This is a genomic window from Pseudoalteromonas byunsanensis (assembly GCF_001854475.1).
Lineage (GTDB): Bacteria > Pseudomonadota > Gammaproteobacteria > Enterobacterales > Alteromonadaceae > Pseudoalteromonas > Pseudoalteromonas byunsanensis.
On sequence record NZ_MNAN01000030.1, the window covers coordinates 90372 to 112221 of the forward strand.

16 protein-coding genes are annotated in these 21850 nt (G+C 43.0%); 8 read left to right on the plus strand and 8 right to left on the minus strand.

The window, feature by feature from the left end:
- Nucleotides 1-2 precede the first annotated feature (2 nt).
- Both BIW53_RS09965 and BIW53_RS09970 read left to right on the plus strand, forming a co-directional pair.
- Nucleotides 3-803: a symmetrical bis(5'-nucleosyl)-tetraphosphatase gene (locus BIW53_RS09965; protein ID WP_070991731.1), complete on the plus strand. Its 801-nt coding sequence runs from the start codon at nt 3-5 to the stop codon at nt 801-803.
- A 116-nt stretch (nt 804-919) separates the two neighbouring features.
- Complete coding sequence (locus BIW53_RS09970; protein WP_070991732.1) at nt 920-2935, plus strand: methyl-accepting chemotaxis protein; 2016 nt, start codon at nt 920-922, stop codon at nt 2933-2935.
- A 145-nt stretch (nt 2936-3080) separates the two neighbouring features.
- Here BIW53_RS09970 and tkt read toward each other — a convergent pair whose 3' ends face one another.
- A complete protein-coding gene (gene tkt / locus BIW53_RS09975) occupies nt 3081-5072 on the minus strand; it encodes a transketolase (RefSeq protein WP_070991733.1) in 1992 nt (663 codons plus the stop codon).
- Nucleotides 5073-5338: 266 nt separating this feature from the next.
- Here tkt and metK point away from each other — a divergent pair, with 266 nt between their 5' ends.
- Entirely contained in the window at nt 5339-6490 is a 1152-nt protein-coding gene (gene metK / locus BIW53_RS09980) for a methionine adenosyltransferase (protein ID WP_070991734.1), read from the plus strand.
- A 55-nt stretch (nt 6491-6545) separates the two neighbouring features.
- Here the strand turns inward: metK and BIW53_RS09985 are convergent, their stop codons facing one another.
- Nucleotides 6546-7487: an AraC family transcriptional regulator gene (locus BIW53_RS09985; RefSeq protein WP_070991735.1), complete on the minus strand. Its 942-nt coding sequence runs from the start codon at nt 7485-7487 to the stop codon at nt 6546-6548.
- A 99-nt stretch (nt 7488-7586) separates the two neighbouring features.
- On the opposite strand from BIW53_RS09985, the gene BIW53_RS09990 reads away from it, so the two are divergent.
- Together BIW53_RS09990 and BIW53_RS09995 are read left to right on the plus strand one after the other, a co-directional pair.
- Nucleotides 7587-7994: a hypothetical protein gene (locus BIW53_RS09990; protein WP_070991736.1), complete on the plus strand. Its 408-nt coding sequence runs from the start codon at nt 7587-7589 to the stop codon at nt 7992-7994.
- Nucleotides 7984-8799 carry a sterol desaturase family protein gene (locus tag BIW53_RS09995; RefSeq protein ID WP_070991737.1) on the plus strand — a complete coding sequence of 272 codons (816 nt, stop codon included), beginning with the start codon at nt 7984-7986 and terminating at the stop codon, nt 8797-8799. The genes BIW53_RS09990 and BIW53_RS09995 overlap by 11 nt, the downstream gene beginning before the upstream one ends.
- A gap of 26 nt (nt 8800-8825) precedes the next feature.
- Here BIW53_RS09995 and BIW53_RS10000 read toward each other — a convergent pair whose 3' ends face one another.
- The 4 genes from BIW53_RS10000 to BIW53_RS10015 form a co-directional block, all read right to left on the minus strand.
- Nucleotides 8826-10643, minus strand: coding sequence for an FAD-binding oxidoreductase (locus BIW53_RS10000; protein ID WP_084228120.1), 1818 nt, complete (start codon nt 10641-10643; stop codon nt 8826-8828).
- A 110-nt stretch (nt 10644-10753) separates the two neighbouring features.
- Entirely contained in the window at nt 10754-11671 is a 918-nt protein-coding gene (locus tag BIW53_RS10005; protein ID WP_070991738.1) for a DMT family transporter, read from the minus strand.
- An 81-nt stretch (nt 11672-11752) separates the two neighbouring features.
- Complete coding sequence (locus tag BIW53_RS10010; protein WP_070991739.1) at nt 11753-12415, minus strand: START domain-containing protein; 663 nt, start codon at nt 12413-12415, stop codon at nt 11753-11755.
- A 6-nt stretch (nt 12416-12421) separates the two neighbouring features.
- On the minus strand, nt 12422-13942 hold the full coding sequence (locus BIW53_RS10015) for a CYTH and CHAD domain-containing protein (RefSeq protein ID WP_070991740.1): 1521 nt from the start codon (nt 13940-13942) through the stop codon (nt 12422-12424).
- Nucleotides 13943-14107: 165 nt separating this feature from the next.
- On the opposite strand from BIW53_RS10015, the gene BIW53_RS10020 reads away from it, so the two are divergent.
- Entirely contained in the window at nt 14108-14752 is a 645-nt protein-coding gene (locus BIW53_RS10020) for a TIGR04211 family SH3 domain-containing protein (RefSeq protein ID WP_070991741.1), read from the plus strand.
- Between the two features lie 50 nt (nt 14753-14802).
- Here the strand turns inward: BIW53_RS10020 and BIW53_RS10025 are convergent, their stop codons facing one another.
- The gene (locus BIW53_RS10025) at nt 14803-15288 is read right to left on the minus strand and encodes a winged helix-turn-helix transcriptional regulator (protein ID WP_070991742.1); all 486 of its coding nucleotides are present in this window, start codon (nt 15286-15288) and stop codon (nt 14803-14805) included.
- Between the two features lie 290 nt (nt 15289-15578).
- On the opposite strand from BIW53_RS10025, the gene putA reads away from it, so the two are divergent.
- A complete protein-coding gene (gene putA / locus BIW53_RS10030; RefSeq protein WP_070991743.1) occupies nt 15579-19382 on the plus strand; it encodes a bifunctional proline dehydrogenase/L-glutamate gamma-semialdehyde dehydrogenase PutA in 3804 nt (1267 codons plus the stop codon).
- Nucleotides 19383-19556: 174 nt separating this feature from the next.
- On the plus strand, nt 19557-20795 hold the full coding sequence (locus BIW53_RS10035; protein ID WP_084228121.1) for a cyclic di-GMP phosphodiesterase: 1239 nt from the start codon (nt 19557-19559) through the stop codon (nt 20793-20795).
- Between the two features lie 3 nt (nt 20796-20798).
- On the opposite strand, the gene BIW53_RS10040 is transcribed toward BIW53_RS10035, so the two are convergent.
- On the minus strand, nt 20799-21842 hold the full coding sequence (locus BIW53_RS10040; RefSeq protein WP_070991744.1) for a general secretion pathway protein GspB: 1044 nt from the start codon (nt 21840-21842) through the stop codon (nt 20799-20801).
- Nucleotides 21843-21850: the final 8 nt, after the last annotated feature.

Here is a 21850-nt window from a genome sequence, read left to right on the forward strand (position 1 = left end):
CGATGGCTCAATACGCAATAGGCGATATACAAGGTTGCTATAAACCATTCATGCAACTGTTGGAGATTATTGACTTTAACCCCAACCGAGATCACTTGTATCTAGTTGGGGATGTTATTGCACGAGGTCCAGATTCTCAAGCCTGCTTAGATTTTTTATGCCAGAATCAACATGCTATCAGCATCACACTGGGCAATCACGATTTACACTTTTTGGCTTGCGCTGCACTCAACAAAACACCGAACCCAAAAGACAAACTTGAAAAAGTATTCGCCAGCAGCAAGTTACCACAATATGTTGCTTTATTGCGCGCCCAACCTTTAGCTGTGTTTCTACCTGAGCTTGATACCTTCATATCTCATGCGGGGATCCATCCAAATTGGAGCATATCACAGGCAATGAAACTCGCTGAATTTGCCCAACACTGCTATCAATCTGGTGACGCTTTATCCTATTTTGAAAATATGTATGGTGAACACCCTGAGAAACCACTCAATAAGTTGAATTCTCAGGATAAATTTAAAGCCATCGTGAATACTTTTACCCGTATGCGGTTTTTAGATGATAAACAGCATTTAAACTTGAGTCACAAGGGTCCAACGAGCTCAACTAAGGTGCTCAGCCCTTGGTTTAAGCATGAACGTTTTGAACACGATAAAACTCGTTATATTTTTGGCCATTGGGCGGCACTTGAAGGTAAAACCAATATGAAGAATGTCATTGCTTTAGATACAGGATGTGTCTGGGGTGGTCCAATGACACTGCTAGACCTACAAACATGTGAGTATTTTTCAAGCAAATAAGGTATACTTGCCTAGTTTTGCTGAATTTTTTAGTCACTTCTGCTATAAAATACTTAACTTATCCTGAATGAAACCGATAAGTTATTCAATCCTATTAGTAAATTTATGGAACCTGTATGAACTTGACCGTTAGCCAAAGAATTTGGGGTGGCTTTATATTTATCACCCTTTTACTGCTGTTAATTGGCGGAAACTCCTTGCTAAGGATTGCAAATATCGATAGCTCTACGCAACAGGTGAATCGATTGTCGCTTCCCGCTCTAGATAAAAGCTCTGAATTGCAAGTAGAGTTTTCATTAATGAGTAAGATGGCGCAAGGAACTTTCTATGCGCAAACACAGCCTGAGCTGGATAAACTGAAATCACAGTTTGGCAAAAGGCAACAAACGTTTGAAAGAACTTATGCTCAGTTGCAAGACGTTGTACAGGCAAACCCTAAATTATCGAGCAGTGCTCGAGATGTAGGAAAAAGCTTCAATACCTTCATAAAATCCGTGACCAGTTTGCAAAAAGATAAAGCACTTGAATTGGAACTACGTAAAACACTCAAGGTACAACTAGAAAACATTGAGTTAAATGCAGAAGATGCGACAACAGTGGTATTGGATATCATAGACTTAGACGGTCTTAAAGAACAAAACGCTCGAGCCTATCAAGCCGCAACGAGTATGGAGAATAACTTCTCCTCAGTGGTAACAAATAGCACTGATATGCTCTCTATCGACAATCTTAATACGCTTTCAATTGTTAAAAATGATCAAAGCTACCTTGTTGAAGAACTCGAACGTAACATGGCTTTGATGAAAGGACCTGTAGAAGCATTAGATGCAGATCTATTCGCTGATCTAGAGTCGTACCATCAAGCATTGACAAAACAGATCACGGGCAATCAAAGCCTTTACGAAAATAAGAAGCGCTTACTCAATGCAATTGATATGACGCGCAAAGAACTACAAGATTCAGAGCAAGCAACTCTAGGGGCTATTAAACAGCTGGATGAACTTTTAGACGAAGCAAGTAAAGTTGCGTTTAACCTTCAACAAGGTGTACGTGAGGACGTTCGTTCTGCAAACTTGTGGACCTGGGTAGGTATGATTGTCGCAACGCTGATGGCCGTCATAGTTGCGTACATTACTGTAAATCTAATTACTAAGCCTTTAACAGAAGTAAACCGCGTACTAACCATTGTTGCTCGTGGAGATATGACACAAAGATTAGATGACTCTGCAAAAGACGAATTCGGAGAACTATCACGTAGCTGTAATACCCTTATTACCAGCTTGCGAGAGTTAATCACGGGTATCGTCTCTCGTTCTACGCAGCTTGCAGCAGCCTCTGAAGAGACATCTGCCATTACGACAGAATCAAGCCAAGCTATTCGTAATCAACAGGCACAGGTTGAGCAAGCGGCTACGGCTACAACTCAAATGAGTAGTACTTCTCATGGTGTAAGTAACAGTGCTCACCAAGCTTTATTAGAAATTAAAAATGCTGATAAAGAAGCTGAACGCGTAAAAGGTATTTCTTTTGAGAATAAGCACACCATTGAACAGTTGGCAAGAGAGGTAGACGAAGCCTCTTCCGTGATTAACAAACTACATCAAGATAGTGCATCAATTGGCGGGATTTTGGATGTGATCCGTGGCATTGCTGAGCAAACTAACCTGTTAGCGCTCAATGCTGCCATAGAGGCTGCCAGAGCTGGTGAACAAGGCCGTGGTTTTGCCGTAGTAGCAGATGAAGTACGCTCACTTGCAAGTAAAACTCAAGAGTCTACTCAAGAGATCCAATCAATGATTGAATCGCTACAAGCAGGCGCAGAGGAAGCTGTAAGGGCAATGTCTAAGGGTAAACAACAAGCTGAGTCTTGCGTAGAGCAAAGTGATTTAGCCAATGAAGCGCTAAACAGCATTACCCTAGCAGTATCTCAAGCACATGATGTGAGTGAAGAGATATCAAATGCAGCTAATGAGCAACAGCAGGTTGCACAGGAGATAAGTGAACGACTTGAGTCAATAGTTTCTATTGCAGAACAAACTGCTGAAGGCGCAAACCAAACGTCTATCTCAAGTAGTGAAGTGGCTCAGCTTGCTGAAGAATTAAGGCAGTCTGTAGAGCAGTTTAAAGTTTAAGCTCACTGTGAATATATAGAAGCGCCCATGAGGCGCTTTTTTATTACCCGTTTTTCGTACTCATACTTTTAAAACTCTAAAAAGTGAGTTGCTTGAGACATAAAAAAACCCGCAAGTGCGGGTTTTCATTAAACTTACTTAGTAATTAAAACAAGCTGTTTGCCTTGTTAACTACATTTTCTACAGTGAAACCAAAGTGAACAAACAGTTCATTGGCTGGCGCTGACTCACCAAAGGTATTCATACCAACCACGGCACCATTTAAACCAACATACTTGTACCAGTAGTCTTCAATGCCCGCTTCAACAGCAACACGACGTGTCACTGAGCTTGGTAATACGCTTTCTTTATATTGCGCAGACTGAGCATCAAATACATCAGTGGAAGGCATAGAAACAACACGTACTTTCTTACCAGACTCTCGTAGTTCTTTTGCTGCATCAACGGCTAGTTGTACTTCTGAACCCGTTGCAATTAAGATTAGGTCAGGGTTGCCATCGCAACTCAATACATAACCGCCTTTCTTAATTGCCTGTACCTGTTCTTCATCACGAGCTTGTTGTTCAAGACCTTGGCGAGTAAAGATCAATGATGTTGGACCATCTTTACGTTCAATTGCCTGTTGCCATGCAACTGCTGATTCCACCTGATCACATGGACGCCAGTTAACAAGGTTTGGTGTCAAACGCATACTAGCTATCTGCTCTACTGGTTGGTGTGTAGGACCATCTTCACCTAGACCAATCGAGTCATGAGTGTATACAAAAATGCTTGGTTGTTTCATTAATGCGGCCATACGTACCGCGTTACGCGCATATTCCATAAACATTAAGAATGTAGCACCGTAAGGCACAAACCCCTTGTGAAGGGTAATACCATTCATGATGGCTGACATACCAAATTCACGGACACCATAGAAAATGTAGTTACCTGATGCATCATCCGCAGTCAAACCCTTTGAGCCTTCCCATAGCGTAAGGTTAGAGCCTGCAAGGTCAGCAGAGCCGCCCATGAATTCAGGTAAAATCGGACCATAAGCGTTAAGTGCGTCTTGAGATGCTTTACGAGTCGCTGGGTTAGCAGGGTTTGCCTGAAGCTTAGCGATATATGCTTCGCTATGCTCGCTCCAGTTCGCTGGTAGATCACCCTTCATACGGCGCTCAAACTCGGCTGCCAGCTCTGGGTATTCCATTTGATATTCTGTGAACTTAACTAGCCATTCGCTTTGTTGCTGTTGACCTCGTGCTGAAGCGTCCCATTTTGCATAAATATCTTCTGGAATTTCAAATGCACCATGCTCCCAACCCAAGAACTCACGAGCAGCCTTAATTTCTTCGTCCCCTAACGGTGCACCGTGACAATCGTGGCTACCAGATTTATTTGGAGAACCATAACCAATGACCGTTTTACAGCAAATTAGTGTTGGCTTGTCAGATTCACTACGAGCGGCCTCAATTGCAGCTTTAATTGCTTCGCTATCATGACCATCAACATTTGCAATAACATGCCAGCCATATGCTTCAAAACGTTTTGGCGTATCGTCGCTAAACCAACCTTCCACTTCACCATCAATTGAAATACCGTTGTCATCCCAAAATGCGATCAGTTTTCCAAGACCTAGTGTACCTGCCAGTGAACATGCTTCATGAGAGATCCCCTCCATTAAACAACCATCACCTAAAAACGCATAAGTGTAGTGATCAACAATATTGTGCTCGCCACGGTTAAACTGAGCCGCTAAAGACTTTTCAGCAATCGCCATACCAACCGCATTGGTAATACCTTGACCTAGAGGACCTGTCGTTGTTTCTATGCCCGGTGCATACCCATATTCAGGGTGGCCCGGTGTTTTTGAGTGCATCTGACGGAAATTTTTCAGGTCATCGATTGATAATTCATAACCACTCAAATGAAGCAAAGAATAAATTAGCATTGAGCCATGGCCATTTGACAGAATAAATCTGTCGCGGTCAGCCCACTCTGGGTTACTCGGATTATGCTTTAGATAGTCGCGCCAAAGCACTTCAGCGATGTCCGCCATGCCCATTGGGGCACCAGGGTGACCAGATTTGGCCTTTTGAACCGCATCCATTGATAGAACACGGATTGCATTTGCAAGTTCTTTGCGAGATGGCATGAATTCTCCTACCTTTAAGTTTGTTATGCGCGGGTGTTGAAAGTCCCCATTCTTACTTATTTTTGGGCCAAACTGCAACGGAAAATGCCAGAAAAAGTTGCTTCACCCCATGATTTTCGGGCCTTACAAAGCATTTTTATGAATTTGGACGTCTAGGCGTAAAAAAACTAGGCATGTGCACAAAATTTCGTTAAAATATCTGCCTTATTTTTTTCGCGCTTATCCATGGTTGTTTGTGAAGCGCAACGTTTGTGAGCATAAATAAAATGGCAAAACACTTATTTACTTCTGAATCAGTTTCTGAAGGTCATCCGGATAAAATCGCCGACCAAATTTCTGATGCGGTACTTGATGCAATCTTAGAACAAGATCCAAAAGCACGTGTTGCGTGTGAGACTTACGTTAAAACCGGTATGGTTATGGTTGGCGGCGAAGTTACTACAAGCGCTTGGGTAGACATCGAAGAATTGACACGTAAAACTGTTCGTGAAATCGGTTATACACACTCAGATATGGGCTTTGATGCTGATTCATGTGCCATTTTAAATACCATTGGTAAACAATCTCCTGACATTAACCAAGGTGTTGACCGTGCGCGTCCTGAAGACCAAGGCGCTGGTGACCAAGGTCTAATGTTCGGTTATGCGTGTAACGAAACTGATGTATTGATGCCTGCCCCTATCACATATTCACACCGTCTAGTGCAACGTCAAGCTGAGGTTCGTAAAAGTGGTGAACTAAGCTGGCTGCGTCCAGATGCAAAATCACAGGTGACTTTTGCATACGAAAACGGTAAGGCTGTAGGCATTGATGCTGTAGTACTTTCGACACAGCACTGTGACTCTATCTCACAAAGTGATTTAGTTGAAGCGGTGATGGAAACCATCATCAAGCCTGTACTTCCAGCAGAGTTTATTACTGAAGCGACAAAGTTCTTCATCAACCCTACGGGTCGCTTCGTGATCGGTGGTCCAATGGGTGACTGTGGTTTAACAGGTCGTAAAATCATCGTTGATACATACGGCGGCATGGCTCGTCACGGTGGTGGTGCTTTCTCTGGTAAAGATCCTTCAAAAGTTGACCGCTCAGCAGCTTACGCAGCACGTTATGTTGCTAAAAACATTGTTGCAGCAGGCCTTGCAGACAAGTGTGAAATTCAAGTTTCTTACGCTATCGGTGTTGCTGAGCCAACATCTATCAGCGTTGAAACATTCGGCACAGGTAAACTAGAAGAGACGCGTTTGATCGAAATCATTCGTGATCACTTCGACCTACGCCCTTATGGCATTTTGACAATGCTAGACTTAGAGCGTCCAATTTACCAACCTACTGCGGCATACGGTCACTTCGGTCGTAATGAATTCCCGTGGGAGAAAACCGACAAAGCTGAGGCACTAAAAGCAGCAGCTGGCCTTTAAGCCATCGAGTTTAAGTTAAAAGAGGTGCCTGTTGGCACCTTTTTTATTACGTGTTTTAACTCATATCCTGTTGTTTTTGTCTCACGTAGTCACTCGGTGATTTTCCGTACCAACGCCGTACAGCACGATTCAACGATGCTTGTTCTGCATAGCCCAACAGTTCGCTCAATGCCTGCTTATTTAATACATCACAGAATAAAGTAAATCTACGTTTGCGTTCTTGCTCTACCAATTTACTAAAGCTCAAACCATGTAATTTTAAATGACGCTGTAAAGTTCTAGATGAAGTACCCGCCATTTTTGCCAACTGCGAGACCGACATTAGCTGTAAGTCACAACTATGTAAGGTCGGCTGTAACTTGGCAAGCCAGCTTTGATCACTATTGTGGGCACGTTGTAAATCCTTAATCAACGGATATAAGTTTGCATTAACTAGTTCATTTCTAGTTAAAATGGGTAAGTTTAAAAACTCGCTGTCAAAAATGATGGCATTGCGTGTCGCGTTGTCAACAACCTTACACCCGAACCAAGATGTTAAACGCTGCACCTGTGTATCTGTACATTGACTTGTAAATTCAACATGATGAGGATAAAGGGCTTTTCCCGTGATCTTTCTCACCATGGCCACCCACCCTGTCATGTTACGCAAAATTGCATGGCGATTATTCTCGTAGGGCTGCCACACGATGCATGCTTGTCGATTTGATTGGCTAAATTGACACACACCAATATCTGCCACCGTTTTATCAAACATTAGCAGCGCATCCAAAGCTTCTAATAGCGTAGTTGAAGACTCAACGAGATATCCCAGCAAACCATAATGTGCGCTGTCTACTTGTTTGCCCAGTTCAAACCCCCACAGTGGATCCTTATGCAACTTCGCCCCTTCATCTAACGCGGCAAAATATTGCGCCATGGAAATACGATTGTTTATCAAAGTATTGGCTGGCAAATATTCTGCAATGACCTGACAGTACTGGCGGCAAACATCAAACATAGTGGCGCAAAAAGACAAAAATATAAGAGTTAGGGTCAAGTATGCCGTTTCTTATAAAGTTATGCTAGCGCAAGGACATCATAATAACGCGAGAAGATTATGCGGCTGCTCGATATATTTATTTCCTTACCTTTGGATAGTCAGCTGACTTTAGAGCAGTTCTGTGACACGCAGATCCTGAGCAAAATCTTTAAGGGTAAGTTTCAACCTTTACCCGAAATCAACCAGCGAGCAAGACGGCAAGTGATGATGCGAGGATACTCCTTCGTTGAAGTTATCACACATATAAGCCCGCAGCGGTTGTGCTATCAAATAGAAGGACACGGGCCCATAAAACATCATCAGGGCGTGATCTCATTAACCACTATGAATACGCACCTTAAGCTCAGGTATCAGATTTTTGGGCTGAGTAATACCTTACTGCCAAATTGGTTACTGAAACTGATACTACTGTACGACTTCAAAATAGCGATAGGTCGTTTAAGGGCGTTCAACAATGCAAGCTGATTATATCCTTCTGGCATTAAGCCCTATTTTTATCATTGCAATACTTGCAGAATACCGCATCGCCAAAGCCAGTTATACGCTTAAAGAGTTCGCTTTAAACACAGTCTTGGCTTTGTCACATCAGGTTACTGATTTATTGGCACTCATTTTACTGATGCCATTTTTTCATTGGCTGTACCAGCACGGCGCAATCTTTACATTCGAACTCAATGCTTACACCCTGCTCATAGCATTTATCATACAAGACTTTTTATATTATTGGTTCCACCGCGCAAGTCATCACTGTAACTGGCTGTGGGTAGCACACATAGTGCATCACAGCTCTACCAATATGAACTTCTCTACCGCTATGCGACAAAGTCTTTTTTATCCAATCGTGGGGATGTGGCTATTCTGGTTGCCTTTGGTTTTGCTGGGATATACACCTGAGCTCGTCATGTCCATTGTTGCGCTTAATCTCGCCTATCAATTTTTTGTACATACGGAGCACGGTCCTAAATTAAAATGGTTTGGTAAGGCATTCAACACCCCCACTCATCACTGTTTACACCATGCTCATAACACTTGCTACGTGGATAAGAACTTTGGTGGAGTCCTAATCATTTGGGATAAGTTGTTTGGCACATTTGCTCAACCTGAAACCTCTCATCCTCCAAAATATGGCGTTACCGACCGAGTTTACAGCCTTTCTTTTGTGGATGTACTTCTTACACCTTGGTGCATACTTTTCCGTAACTTGAAAAAACACTCTTCCTGGCGAGGCAAATTAAATATCCTGCTGGGCAGCCCTAAAAAACTAAAGTAGGCGCTGCCCCTTCGCAGAGCTATCCATTAAATGATGGTTTTTCTGGTTCGAAGATGATTGTAATCATCCATGATGTAGGACTTTTTAATCTTTACTAATCGCTCGTAATTTTGTTGAAAATAAATGGGTGTAGGAATTGAGGCATCCTTAAAACTGATAAATGCACCATATGCGCCGTCTATTTCAGTGCTTCGACTGGCTGAAATCCAATCCATAGCCCGATTCGTGTCTACATAAACTGTGTTGTTTTGTAGTTCTAGTTTGTCTTTGACACTTTCATTCCACCAAGTTTGATATTGAATTGTATATAAGCAATCTCGGTATGGGAATGATACCCCAAGCGCATTACACTCTTCTTTAAGACTGTGGTAGAAATCCCCAACAATCGCGCCCAAAGTCACATAACTAAATAATCCAACTGAAGGGTTATTTGCTTGAATAAGGGGTGAGGTTAAAGACATCAATAATTGCTGATAACCCCTTTCACTTAGGCCTGTTTGGTTCACTAACTTTGAGGTTATTTTATGTGGAGCGGGCGCGTCATAATCTGGCGTAAATGCTTGTTTTTGCTTCTGTAAATCATGGTGTAGAGGGATATCTTGGTCTGCAAGGCTTTCTCTTGCCCAATTGCTTAGCAGCGTGTGATCATAGCTATAAGTAGGCGCACCTCTGCCCTTCGCTTTTCCTTTGAGTTTCACTTTACCGCCTACCTTGGCATATGTAATTTTCGGCTTAGCTGCATTATTTTTAATGGGGCCAAAGGTCTGATCAATAAAATCTCGCATAGCCTGCTCTGTACCCTGCCAATAACCATACATGGTACATGGATGGTACAATTTGTCGTACGGCAATGCGCAATTGTCAGCACTTTCTGCGATGGCATTGATTTTCAAGTTTGTACCTAACAAGTCGGGTGTGTCAGTCGCCTGTATTGCGTCTTCCCACGCCTTGAGTATTTCTAGTGTCGGTCTTTGACACAAAGGCTCATAACTACCTTTTTTTGATTTTGAAAGTGTATTCCAGATTACTTCGAACCGGTGTATTTCATCAGGTAATTCGAATGTTTTTACCTTCAACTCTGTGACAATCCCCCAGCTCATGCCACCACCACCACGCAATGCCCAAAGGATCTCGGGCTCACAGCTTTCACTCACTTCAACAACTTCACCATTGCCCAATACCACCGTCGCGGCAACTAAATGTTCACAACACATACCATATTTACGAGTCCATGGGCCCCAACCACCGCCCTGAATGAAACCAGTTAAACCAACGGTTGCACAGGTTCCATGAGCTATCATACGGCCACATTCAGCCAGTTTGGGGGTTAGTTGATAAAACCGATAGCCAGCACCTATCGTGGCGACTTCCGAACATGAGTTATAGCTAAAGTGCTTGATGCGACTCACATCAATTAAAATGGTGTTACTGCCACTGCACTCCCCTTCATGATCATGCCCACCGGCTCGCACTCTAATGGGTAAATTGTATTTGATGGCTAATTTATAGATAAATTGCACTTCAAGTGTCGATTCACACAGTGCGATAGCAAACGGGTGTTGCTGAAAACGCGTATTAAAGATCATCGCTTCGGTTTGATAATTATTCAAACCTGCCACGTCACTCAACCCATTGATAATCTGGCTCAAAAGGCGTGACTGACTAAATCCCCCCTCAATAACTGCTTGATAGAATAACTTAAAGTTATTCACCGTTTCGGCAAAAACGGCTTGTACTTCACGCCTTTGATTATGAGGGTCGGGTGTATCCTGTGAGGCTCTTTGGGTAAGTTGTTCCGTTAATCCAATAACAACATCTTGTATCTGTGATTGTTCACTATGCATGCTTACGTATCCTTATACTTGTAGCTGAGATCCGCATTAAAGTATTATGGATTTTTAAATGATGTCCTATTACACGACGTTACATTATGAACGGGCTCAAGCAAGCGCTCCTACTGGGAGCGTTTGCTATTGATTAGGTAGACCGCCATAAGCGCCAATACAGCACCACAAGCTACGGGAAAAGAAAGGGGTTCAGAAAAGTACCATGCAGACAATCCCATAGCCGAAGCAGGGACCACAAAAATAAATGAACTGGAGCGATTAGAGCCTAACTGCTGGTTTGCTAAAAAAAACACGCTGGTTGCGACACTCACAACGATTACAGACAAAAACAGCATGTGTTGCCAGTAGAAGGCCGAATACTTACTCATACTCGTCAGCGGTGAGTACTCAAATGCAAAGCCATAGCTTAGCAGCGTTGCACTGGCGTACATAAGCGTACTAAACAACAAAAAGTCAGCAAAACGGGTGCCTTGCTGACTCACTAAGGTCAAAATGGCCCAAGTAAATGACGCCATAATAAAATACGCGTTGCCAGTGGCGATAAGTTGATGGTAATCGAACTGCCAAATTTCAATCATGCATAGGCCACCTGTAAGTCCTAAAGCAAGGCCAAGCGCCTGTAACTTTCCAATTGTTTGCTTAAATACTACGATGGTCAGTAAAAAGGTTAATACAGGATTGGTCGTGGTTACCAGCATGCCACCTTTTCCTGGTAGTCCATCGTGTAACCCTAAAAAGAATAATTGGTTATACAGCGCCAATATAATACCCGCTGGCAGTGACCAGAGTAAGGCTTTACGTGAAAATCTTAAATGGACCAACTTAAAGCGGTTGACTAACCAGAGTATAGGGACCATGCCTAAAGTCGCCATTCCAAGCCGATAAAAGACCGTTACCGGCGCTGGCGCAAGATCAGCGATATATTTTCCAGAAATCCAACTGGCGCCCCATACCAACATTGCCATCACCAGCATAACAATAATGGGGGAGTCTGAGGGCCGTTCCGCTTGGATAAGTGTGTTCATATTGATCCTAAATAAAGCGTCTGCTTTGTGAGTTGTTGATCTAAATTACCGACCTTGCATAATCACGAGTGTCCCTGAGAATTACTTTCCCTCAAGTTGACTAAATTCTTCACAGTTGCCCGCAACAAATGCACTGGGTGAAAACTGGTATTTTTCATCAGATATAATTTCTTTTAGAGCAATAAAGCTGTTGCGAATATTTTCCCGCGCTGTTTTGTTTATCAACCAATTTGGCAGTGCACCATTTGGATCCGCATAGATTTGATGTTCTATATTAAGCCCCTGCTCCGTCTCGCTAAGCAGCCAATAGCCTCGAACTGGCTCAACTCGAATTGCTTTACTTCTTGGCTCACCATCCTCAATGCTCACAATGTCCAAACGATAGCCATGATCACTAATTTGCGATAGGCACGAGTGGGTTAGCATATCTCGATTACTGACAGGCCAAGGTGAATCAATATAGGTATACACAATCGCTTGTGCTAAATTTGGGCGCTCCAGCACTTCTACGAAAGACACACTACTCAACCACTGTGGCGCAGCTTTTGTGTCGTTCATCACGTTGAGTAAGGAATCAACAGTAACATGCTTATAAAAAGCATTTACTTTGACATAATTAATACCGCTTTCATGGGGCTTATAAGCAATATTCAGATCATCGCTTTTATGCCAAGTACGCCACTGTGTTGCTGAACATAAGAAAGGGCTCATTGCAATTGTAGCGATTACAATGAGCTTTAACATGTCGAGTTAACGCCAATATGGAAAGCTTTTAAACGAAACATTGCGGCTTTGCTCCATCGCCCCCACCAAAAAGTCAGCTTTCTTTTCTAGCCAAACTTGAATATCCGCTAGGTTCTCTGATTCCTGACCTTGGCATAGTTGCATCAGATATGACAGCGTATCCAATTCGTAAATGCCATACACAATATCAATCCAGGGGGTTCTAAATTCTTGTCTAGCTTCCTTGTCGTAAAGCTCACCTAAGCAGTTACCATTAAGTAACGTGTTCTCCAATCGGGCTCGAAGGTGCAAATAATCAGCTTTCGTTAACACTTTTCCTTCAGGAAGTAATATGTGCAACTCATCCCAATCTCTATCAAATAACTCTCTAGCCACATCACTTAGTGGCATTTGTGCCGCGTTAAGTGCTGTTTGATCCCAGTTTTGACGCCACCCTTTATCCAATAACCAACGCGTCAAAGATAAAATCAAGCGGTTATAACGGGCACAATGAAATAGATCTTCAATGTCTGTGGGCGTTGGCTGGACGTCTTTCAAATCATCGATGACTTGAGCCAGCTCTGGCGCATTGCTGATTTTTTTGTAGTAAGCATGTCGCTTAGACGTGTAGGTTTTTAGATGAATCGCGTTTTCAACCCACTCTAACTCACTGAGAAGCCATTTGAGTTCACTGCGCAAGTGCTCAGTTGATGACCTATCAACAATGGCACTAAATAACCTAAAACTGTGGCGGATCAATGTAATGCCATCAATAACGCGTTTGAGCGTTTTTAAACTCGGCTTATCGAAATAGCACTGCTCATGCTTTTGTACAAACTGGATGCCATAATTAATCGTTGCAATAAAAGCCTGCTCTTGGGTCGTACCATGTTGCAAAGGCACAAAACCAATGAACTTGTTGGGCTTAAGAGGAGTATCATCTGCCAAACGATAACCCCGAGCAGCTTTTGAGTATAACCCCAATCGCATACCAGATAGGTTAATCAAGTGGTCTGCCAATAAAAACAAATCGCTGCGCTGACCTTCTACCAATTCGATTTCTAGTTCTGAAATAGCTTCGACTTGACCTTGGGCAACAATTTCCCCCTTGTCTAAAACGACTTCTATTTTACTGCCTTGTTCCGTCTCTATGAGCCATGTGCGACGAATGAAATTCGTACTGAAGATCGGGAATAAATTTTCATTAATAACATCTACTTGCATACCATGCGGCCAAATATCCATGTCAAATGCAAGCAGGTTAGGACGGCCAGAGTCTAACGGTAAATTATATTCTGGGCGCTGGTGCAACCCTCCCACTACCTCTCCCGCCAATTTGATGGTTTGCTCACATTCCTCATCACAGCAGCGCGTACGTAAGCCAATGTCTAAAGCTCTAAGTTCGCGACTTGGTGTGTCGAAGTAAGCATTTTGAAGGTTCTTTGCGGGTTGATTAACAACAGTTTTCGCAAACTGCGTGATGAGTCCTGGGATAAGAGGAACTTCATTGTCTGAAAGTAAAAACTTCAGTTCTATTTCAGTGTCCATTTGGGCAAGTTAATACCTATATAGTTATTGAACGCTCAAAATATACAATGATAGGCTTGTTTGCAAACTTTTTACCGCAAGTTCAGTGAAGTTTCATCGCCGACTTGCTATTAACGACTTAAATCCATACTATTTCTACAAACTATCAAAAACTTGGGTCGACCTATGTTAAACAGAATTGTTTTGCCAACGCTGCTGGTATTATGCTCACACTTTGCTGTAGCACAAACAGAAGAAACACAGTCACCAGTCGAAGAAGCGACTACCACTGAAACAGTACCATCATCAATTCAAGCCGGTGATGCCGCTTATATTGTTGATAACTTGTTTATTTATATGCATTCAGGCCCAGGAAAGAACTATCGAATTTTAGGTTCGGTGGATGCAGGTACAGCGATTTCAGTCATCTCAAATGAGCAAAATGAGTTCATTCAGATCATTGACGACAAAGGGCGCGAAGCATGGGTTGAGGCTAAATTTGTTTCCAGAGAGCCGGGATTAAGCCAACAACTAACCCAAGCAAAAGAAGCTTTAGAAAATAGCCAAAGCGAAATTAACTCATTGCGAGATCAATTACCGACCTTACAACAAGCTAACAATGATTTAAGAGCTGAAAACCAGCGTCTACAACAAAGTATTACGGAATTACAAACAGCATTGAATGAGCAACAACAAGCTAATATCAATAAAAAGCAAAAAGCTCAGCACTTACTGCTTTCATACGGAGCGGCCATTGCACTAGCAGGCTTACTGTTCGGCGTTATACTCACGCTATTACTGTCACGTCGCAAACGTTACGACGGCTGGTAAGCTATTAAGGCTATGAATAAAAAAAAAGGTCGCGATTGCGACCTTTTTTATTATAGGTTAAGCACCTCTACACCCATGTCAGACTTGATGTGTTCAATGACCATATAGGTATGATTAGTGCCTACACCTGGAATTTCTACTATTTGCCCCAGTACTTCTCGATACTGGCGCATATCTTGAACACGGATCTTTAGTAAATAATCAAACCCTCCAGCTACCATGTCGCAAGATACAACATTAGGTAAATCCACAATGTGCTGTTTGAAGGTATCAAATACCGACTCTGTAGAACTTTTTAGCGTGATCTCAACATGAGCCACTAGATGTTGTCCCAGTTTCACAGGATTTAGTCTAGCTGTGTAGCCCTCAATATAGCCTTCTGACTCAAGCTTTTTCACTCTATCAAGGCACGGACTGGGACTTAAGTTAACCGCTTTGGCTAAATTTACGTTCGATATACGGCCATTTTTCTGTAAGACATCTAAAATAGCTAAATCAATGCGATCTAGTACGCGAGTTTTGATTGAAGTAGTCATTCAGCATTTTATTCTGTGAGAGTTAATAATCTCCCGCTAATTTACCGTAATCAGAAAAAATAAGACAGCATATACTGCTGTATTTTGGATAGAATGCTCTCGAAAATTGATATTAAACCGAATGCGTGGTGATGACATTTTAAACACCCAAATCATTATGATATGGTGGTCAAAACACACTGCATTTAATTTGTCGTAATTGAAAGAAGGCCTTATGCCTCCTACACGTATACCAAGGGTGTAGGCGATAATTACATGTATTTTTGACTCTACTCTATTGAGGGTTGCTTATGCTTTATAACGGCGATTTGACAACTAGCTGTCCTATCCGACAAAAAATCCGTGACTTCTATCGTATTGATGAAAATGAAGTTATCGATCATATTTTGCCGCTTGCTGAGGTAGGCGTTACGGCTCGAAGCCGAGCATGGGAACGTGCACGTCAATTGGTTTTAAACATTCGTAAAGACCAAGACGGCCAAAATGGCGTTGATGCCTTATTGAATGAGTTCTCACTTTCTACGGAAGAAGGTGTGGTGCTTATGTGCTTGGCTGAAGCGTTATTGCGAGTTCCAGATAAAGAAACGCAAGATAACCTGATCCGCGATAAGCTGGCTAAAGGTGATTGGAGTTCACATTTAGGTAGCAGTGACTCTTTATTCGTTAATGCTTCAAGTTGGGGCCTGTTAGTTACTGGCAAGATGGTTAACTACACTGACAAGAATAAAGATCAGCAGTTTGGTGTATTGAAAAAAACCATTGGCCGCTTAGGTGAACCTGTGATCCGCAAATCTGTAAACTTTGCGATGAAGATCATGGGTAAGCAGTTTGTCATGGGTCAAAATATTGATGAAGCTATCGAACGTGCTGCGGAAAAAGAGCAAAAAGGCTACGTATATTCATACGATATGCTAGGTGAAGGCGCTCGCACAATGGCTGATGCCGAGCGTTATTTCAACAGCTACATGACTGCTATCCATGCTATCGGTAAAGCTGCAAATGGCCGTGGTCCAATTAAAAGCCCAGGTATCTCTGTTAAATTATCTGCTATTCACCCTCGATACGAGTTTAGCCACCGTGAGCGCGTGATGAACGAGATCGTGCCTAAGCTAAAAGAGCTGGCATTGGTTGCTAAACAATACGACATTGGCTTTACCGTAGATGCGGAAGAAGCCGATCGTCTAGACATTTCTCTTGATGTCATTGAAGCGGTATTTTCTGACGATGAGCTAGGTGATTGGCAAGGTTTCGGCCTCGCTGTTCAGGCTTACCAAAAACGTGCTATTTTCGTCGTTGAGTGGTTAGCCGATCTTGCCCGACGTGTGGGCCGTCGCTTAATGGTTCGTCTAGTAAAAGGCGCATACTGGGACACTGAGATCAAGACCACTCAACAAGATGGCTTAAACCACTTCCCAGTGTTCACTCGTAAGGCTACAACTGATGTATCATACAAAGCATGTGCAATTAAATTACTTGAAGCACGTGATGTACTATTTCCTCAGTTCGCAACGCACAACGCCTACACAGCTGCAACTATTTTAGAGGTTGCCAAGGGTGATAACCAAGGCTTTGAATTCCAACGCCTACATGGCATGGGTGAGTCTTTATTCGATCAAATCGTTGAGAATGAGAAAATTCAATGTCGTGTTTACGCCCCTGTTGGCCAACACGAAGATTTGCTAGCCTATCTCGTACGCCGTTTGTTAGAAAATGGTGCAAACTCCTCATTCGTAAACGCGATTGTAGATACTTCTAAGCCTGTTGAATCATTGCTGCCAGACCCCGTTGAAACACTGCAAGGTCTTCGTAATAAATTCAACAAGCAGATTAAACTGCCAATCGAGTTGTATGGCGATGAGCGTCCTAACTCAAAAGGTATGGATCTAACGGATATCGATACATTAACACCGTTTAAAGAGAACCTAGACAACTGGTTTGATGAGCATCTTATTGACGAAAGCCAAGTTAAAGAAGGCCACCTAGCGGTACGTAACCCAGCTAATCACAAAGAAGTGGTTGGTCAGGTACGTGTACATCAAAGCAGTGACATGCAAGCCATGCTGGAGAATGCCGATAAAGCGTTTGCAAGCTGGTCAGAAACCCCTGTTAAAGATCGTGCTGACTTACTACGTCGTGTTGCAGACATCTTAGAGCGCCATCATGACGAACTCGTTGCTATCTGTATCAAAGAAGCGGGTAAAGTGGCTCAGGATAGTATTGATGAAGTACGTGAAGCCGTTGATTTTTGTCGTTACTATGCAGCTCGCGCTGAAGAGTTAGCACAAGATGAGCGCTTTGAAGCTCGTGGCGTTATTTTATGTATTAGCCCTTGGAACTTCCCTCTCGCTATTTTCTTAGGTCAAGTTGCCGCTGCGATCGTTACTGGTAATACCGTTATCGCAAAACCAGCCGAGCAAACCAGCTATATTGCCTTGCGTTGTATCGAATTGATGCATACGGTAGGTCTACCTGAACATGTGGTTCAACCTGTTATTGCCCGTGGTAGCGAGGTTGGTAAGCACATCCTACCTGATGAGCGTATTCAAGCTGTGATGTTCACAGGTTCTACTGAAACAGGTACTTTAATTTCGCAAATTCTTGCAGAGCGCAACGACATTCAAGTACCGTTGATTGCAGAAACAGGTGGTCAGAACTGTATGATAGTGGACTCCACTGCTCTACCAGAGCAAGTGGTTGATGACGTAATTTCATCTGGTTTCCAAAGTGCGGGGCAGCGCTGTTCTGCTTTACGTGTTTTGTTCCTGCAAGATGATGTAGCCGATGGCATTATTACAATGCTAAAAGGGGCGCTTCAAGAACTACACGTTGGCGACCCATCTTTACTGTCTACTGACGTGGGCCCAGTCATTGATGAAAAGGCACTTAACACCTTAACGGCGCACGTAGAGTACCTCAAGAGCAATGGTAAATTGTTATTTGAGTCTAAAATTCCAGATAACAGCGAAAATGGTGCCTACTTCTTTGCGCCACGTTTATACGAAATTGCTGATTTGTCAGTACTTAAGCGTGAGGTATTTGGTCCAATCGTTCATATTGTGCGCTACAAAGCAAACGATTTAGACAAAGTTATAGACCAAATCAACAACACTGGATACGGCTTAACAATGGGTGTTCATTCACGTATTGAAGAGCGCTGTCAGTATTTAGCCAAAATGTCTCGCGCTGGTAACGTATACGTAAACCGCAACATGATAGGTGCTATTGTAGGTGTGCAACCGTTCGGTGGCCGCGGTTTATCAGGAACGGGACCTAAAGCAGGCGGTCCTAACTACTTGTACCGTCTGGTGAAAGAGAAAGCTTCACCAGAAAACGTACAAATGACCAACCTAACCTCTGATGAACTTGAAACGCATGATTTCCCGGGTGCAGCAGAGCAAGTTGACTTATTGATGCGCAACTCTATGCGTGATGAGAAAATTTGGCGTAACACGGCACTGAATGACCGCGTATCTTCTGTTCGTCAGCTACTTGCTAAGATAGCAACTGTTGAGATCATCGATGAGTTAGCCGACGATTTGGCAAAAACACTTGCTGATGCTCGTGCTCAGTTAAACAGACTTGAAAAGCGTATGCGCACCTATACGACCCTGCCTGGTCCAACGGGTGAGTCAAATACCTTGCACTTGGAACCTCGCGGTTGTGTAGTGTGTTACGCAGACAAGAGTACCTCGTTTAACTTCTGGGCTATCTCTATTATCACAGCTCTTGCAGCAGGTAATACAGTGATCACGGTTGCCTCAGAGCTATTCTATGAAGAAGCTCAGGCATTTAGAGACAAGTTTATCTCTACAGGTATTGCTGAAGGGGTATTCCAAGTTGCAAAGCCAAACCAATTACAAGCGATTTTGGCACACCCTCACCTGTCGGGTGCGGTTGTTGCAGCTCGCTCATCGCGTTTAGGTTATTTCAGTCAGCAGCTTGCGGCACGCTCAGGGGCTATTCTGCCGGTGATCAGTGCCGAATACTATGACACGCTTATCAACCGTCTTATTACTGAAAAAACCATCAGTATTGATACCACAGCATCTGGGGGTAATACCTCTTTGATGACCTTGGTTGAAGACGAAGAATAAGTCGATTTACCGCAAACAGAAAAAGCCAGCATATGCTGGCTTTTTTTCTGTCTAAGTGATGCTATTACTTGGTAGAAGTCCCCCTCCGTTTTCATCATAATTTATTCTTACTTAGCTTTTATTTGGGGGATTTTTTGCTAACCTTAAATTACTTGTTATTTCTAAGATATTATCGTGAAAACCATAGATATCAGTGAGTTAAAACCTGGAATGTTCGTTGTTGGCGTGACCAAACAAACTGGGCATATAAAAGTAAAGAATCAAGGCTGGGTGAAAACACAAGACGGTATCCAACATCTACTCAAATCTGGTGTTATGGCAGTAGAAATTGACCCTGATAAGACCCTTGGCTCGCCCCAGGAAGAAAGCACTCAAGCCAATGAACAAATAACTTCAGCTCCGACGCCAGAGCCAATTTCACCGCCAAAGGAAGTTTCTCGAAAAGCCCATGATCCGTGGCATAAGTCGACTTCAATAGAAAACGAACTGGATAAAGCCAATGAGCTCTATCAACAAGCTAAAGCCCTACAGAAAAAAACTTTTTCTGCTCTAAAGCAAGGGAAATTACTAGATTTATCACCATTTCAGGATACCGCCAGCAGTTTGATTGATTCCGTATTTAGAAACCAAGATGCGCTGGCATGTATCGCACAAATCAAAGAGAAAGACGCCTACCTGTTAGAGCATTCAATTAATGTCGCAATTTTAGTGAGCATTCTGGCCAAACATTTGTCACTTGATAGGCATATTATTGAGCAAATCACTATTGGTGCACTGTTACATGACATTGGAATGGTCCAGGTACCAGATGAGATTTTACAAAAGCCGAGCGCACTCAGCCCTGAAGAATATGAGCAGGTCAAACAACATGCTCGCTATAGCTATAGCATTGTTTCCGATGCCAAACTTGGTGACATTGCCACTGAAATTGCAGGGTTTCATCACGAGCGTTTAGATGGTAGCGGGTACCCTTTTGCAAAATCGGCTGATGAACTGTCCCAATATGTACGTATGGTCACAATCGTCGACAGCTATGACGCCATCACCTCTGAGCGCGTTTTCAAAAATGGAAAAACCCCTGTTGCCGCTTTTAAAATTTTGCGAGAGCATGTTCCACACCACTATGACGAGTCACTTCTCAACGCCTTTATCCACTGCATTGGCGTATTTCCTGTAGGTACTCTGGTGAAGCTAAAAAGTCAGCGGGTGGGTATCATCAGCCAAAGTAACCCCGACACCCCACTACAACCCGTGGTCAAAGTTTTTTACCATGCAAAGAACATGCACTACACAGAAGTGCGAGACATTGATTTATCGAGTAAACGTGTCGAAGACGAGATTGAAGCTGCTATCAAACCTGAAGAGTTCAGCCTCAATCTAATGAAGTTTTTTAAACACTCAATGCTGCCATAATGCCTATGGCAGCCAATCTTGCATTGCTTTCATACTGAACTCATAACCGTCAAAGTCAAATAAAGCTTGTTCTGGTGTTATTTCTAACAGTTTGAGTGCACCGATGCTGTCTCCCTCATACAGCTCCCGATTATTTAACTTGATCCAACGCTTTTCAGGGTCAGTTGCATATATATGAGCTTGATAACGCAATGTCGGTAGTGCCTGCTGTAGAGAACTGGGTAACAGCTCAACCGGTATTGCTCGAGCTGAATCTTTGCTACTTGCAGTGATACTATGTGGCTGATTGTTTTCTGTTTCGACTACCGCTTGAGCAAAGGCATCTTTGAGCTCTTTTGATACCCCTGCCAATTCAGGGTCTTGAGTTGTCTGTGATAGAGGCTGACTTAGCGGCTTGCCTAACACTCTATATTGACTTAAATCTTCCGTTGTTCCCTGAGCTGTTGACTGCATTTGTGATGAAATCTGTGGTGCAACCTGCTGAACAACCTGAGGGCTCCCTTGTGATGCGACTTGCTGTGGCATCGTATTGATCATTTGTTGATTAACAACAGGTACTAGTTGCTGCCTGTATACTGGCTGACCGCTGGCATCTACCCCTATCTGAACCGACATCCATTGGTACTGTACCTGAGGGTTCATAACAGCGTTATTTGCCATAGGTTGGCTTACAGGCTGTGAAACCTGCATGGGCACCCCAGTATTAGCTGGTGTGGATTGTGATGAAGACGCTACAATATTTGAAGCCTTCACAGGCGCGTCTGCAACATTAGCTTGAGATGCTTCGCTAGGTCCTTCTTCAGGCTTGTTGGTGCTTTGCTCAATCATAGCTTGCTTAGGTTGATGTTGCTGAGCTAGCGAAGATTGCAGATAGTGACCACTTAGATAACCCGCAAAGGTAAACCCGCCGATAAACAACACTGCCGATAAACCAAATACCGCCGTACGATAGAGTTTAAGTTGTTTTTGATGCTGGTAAGCTAAGTGATCCTGTTCACTATGCTCTGATTGCTGCGATTGCTTTAATGCATTAACTAAATACGACATAACTCACC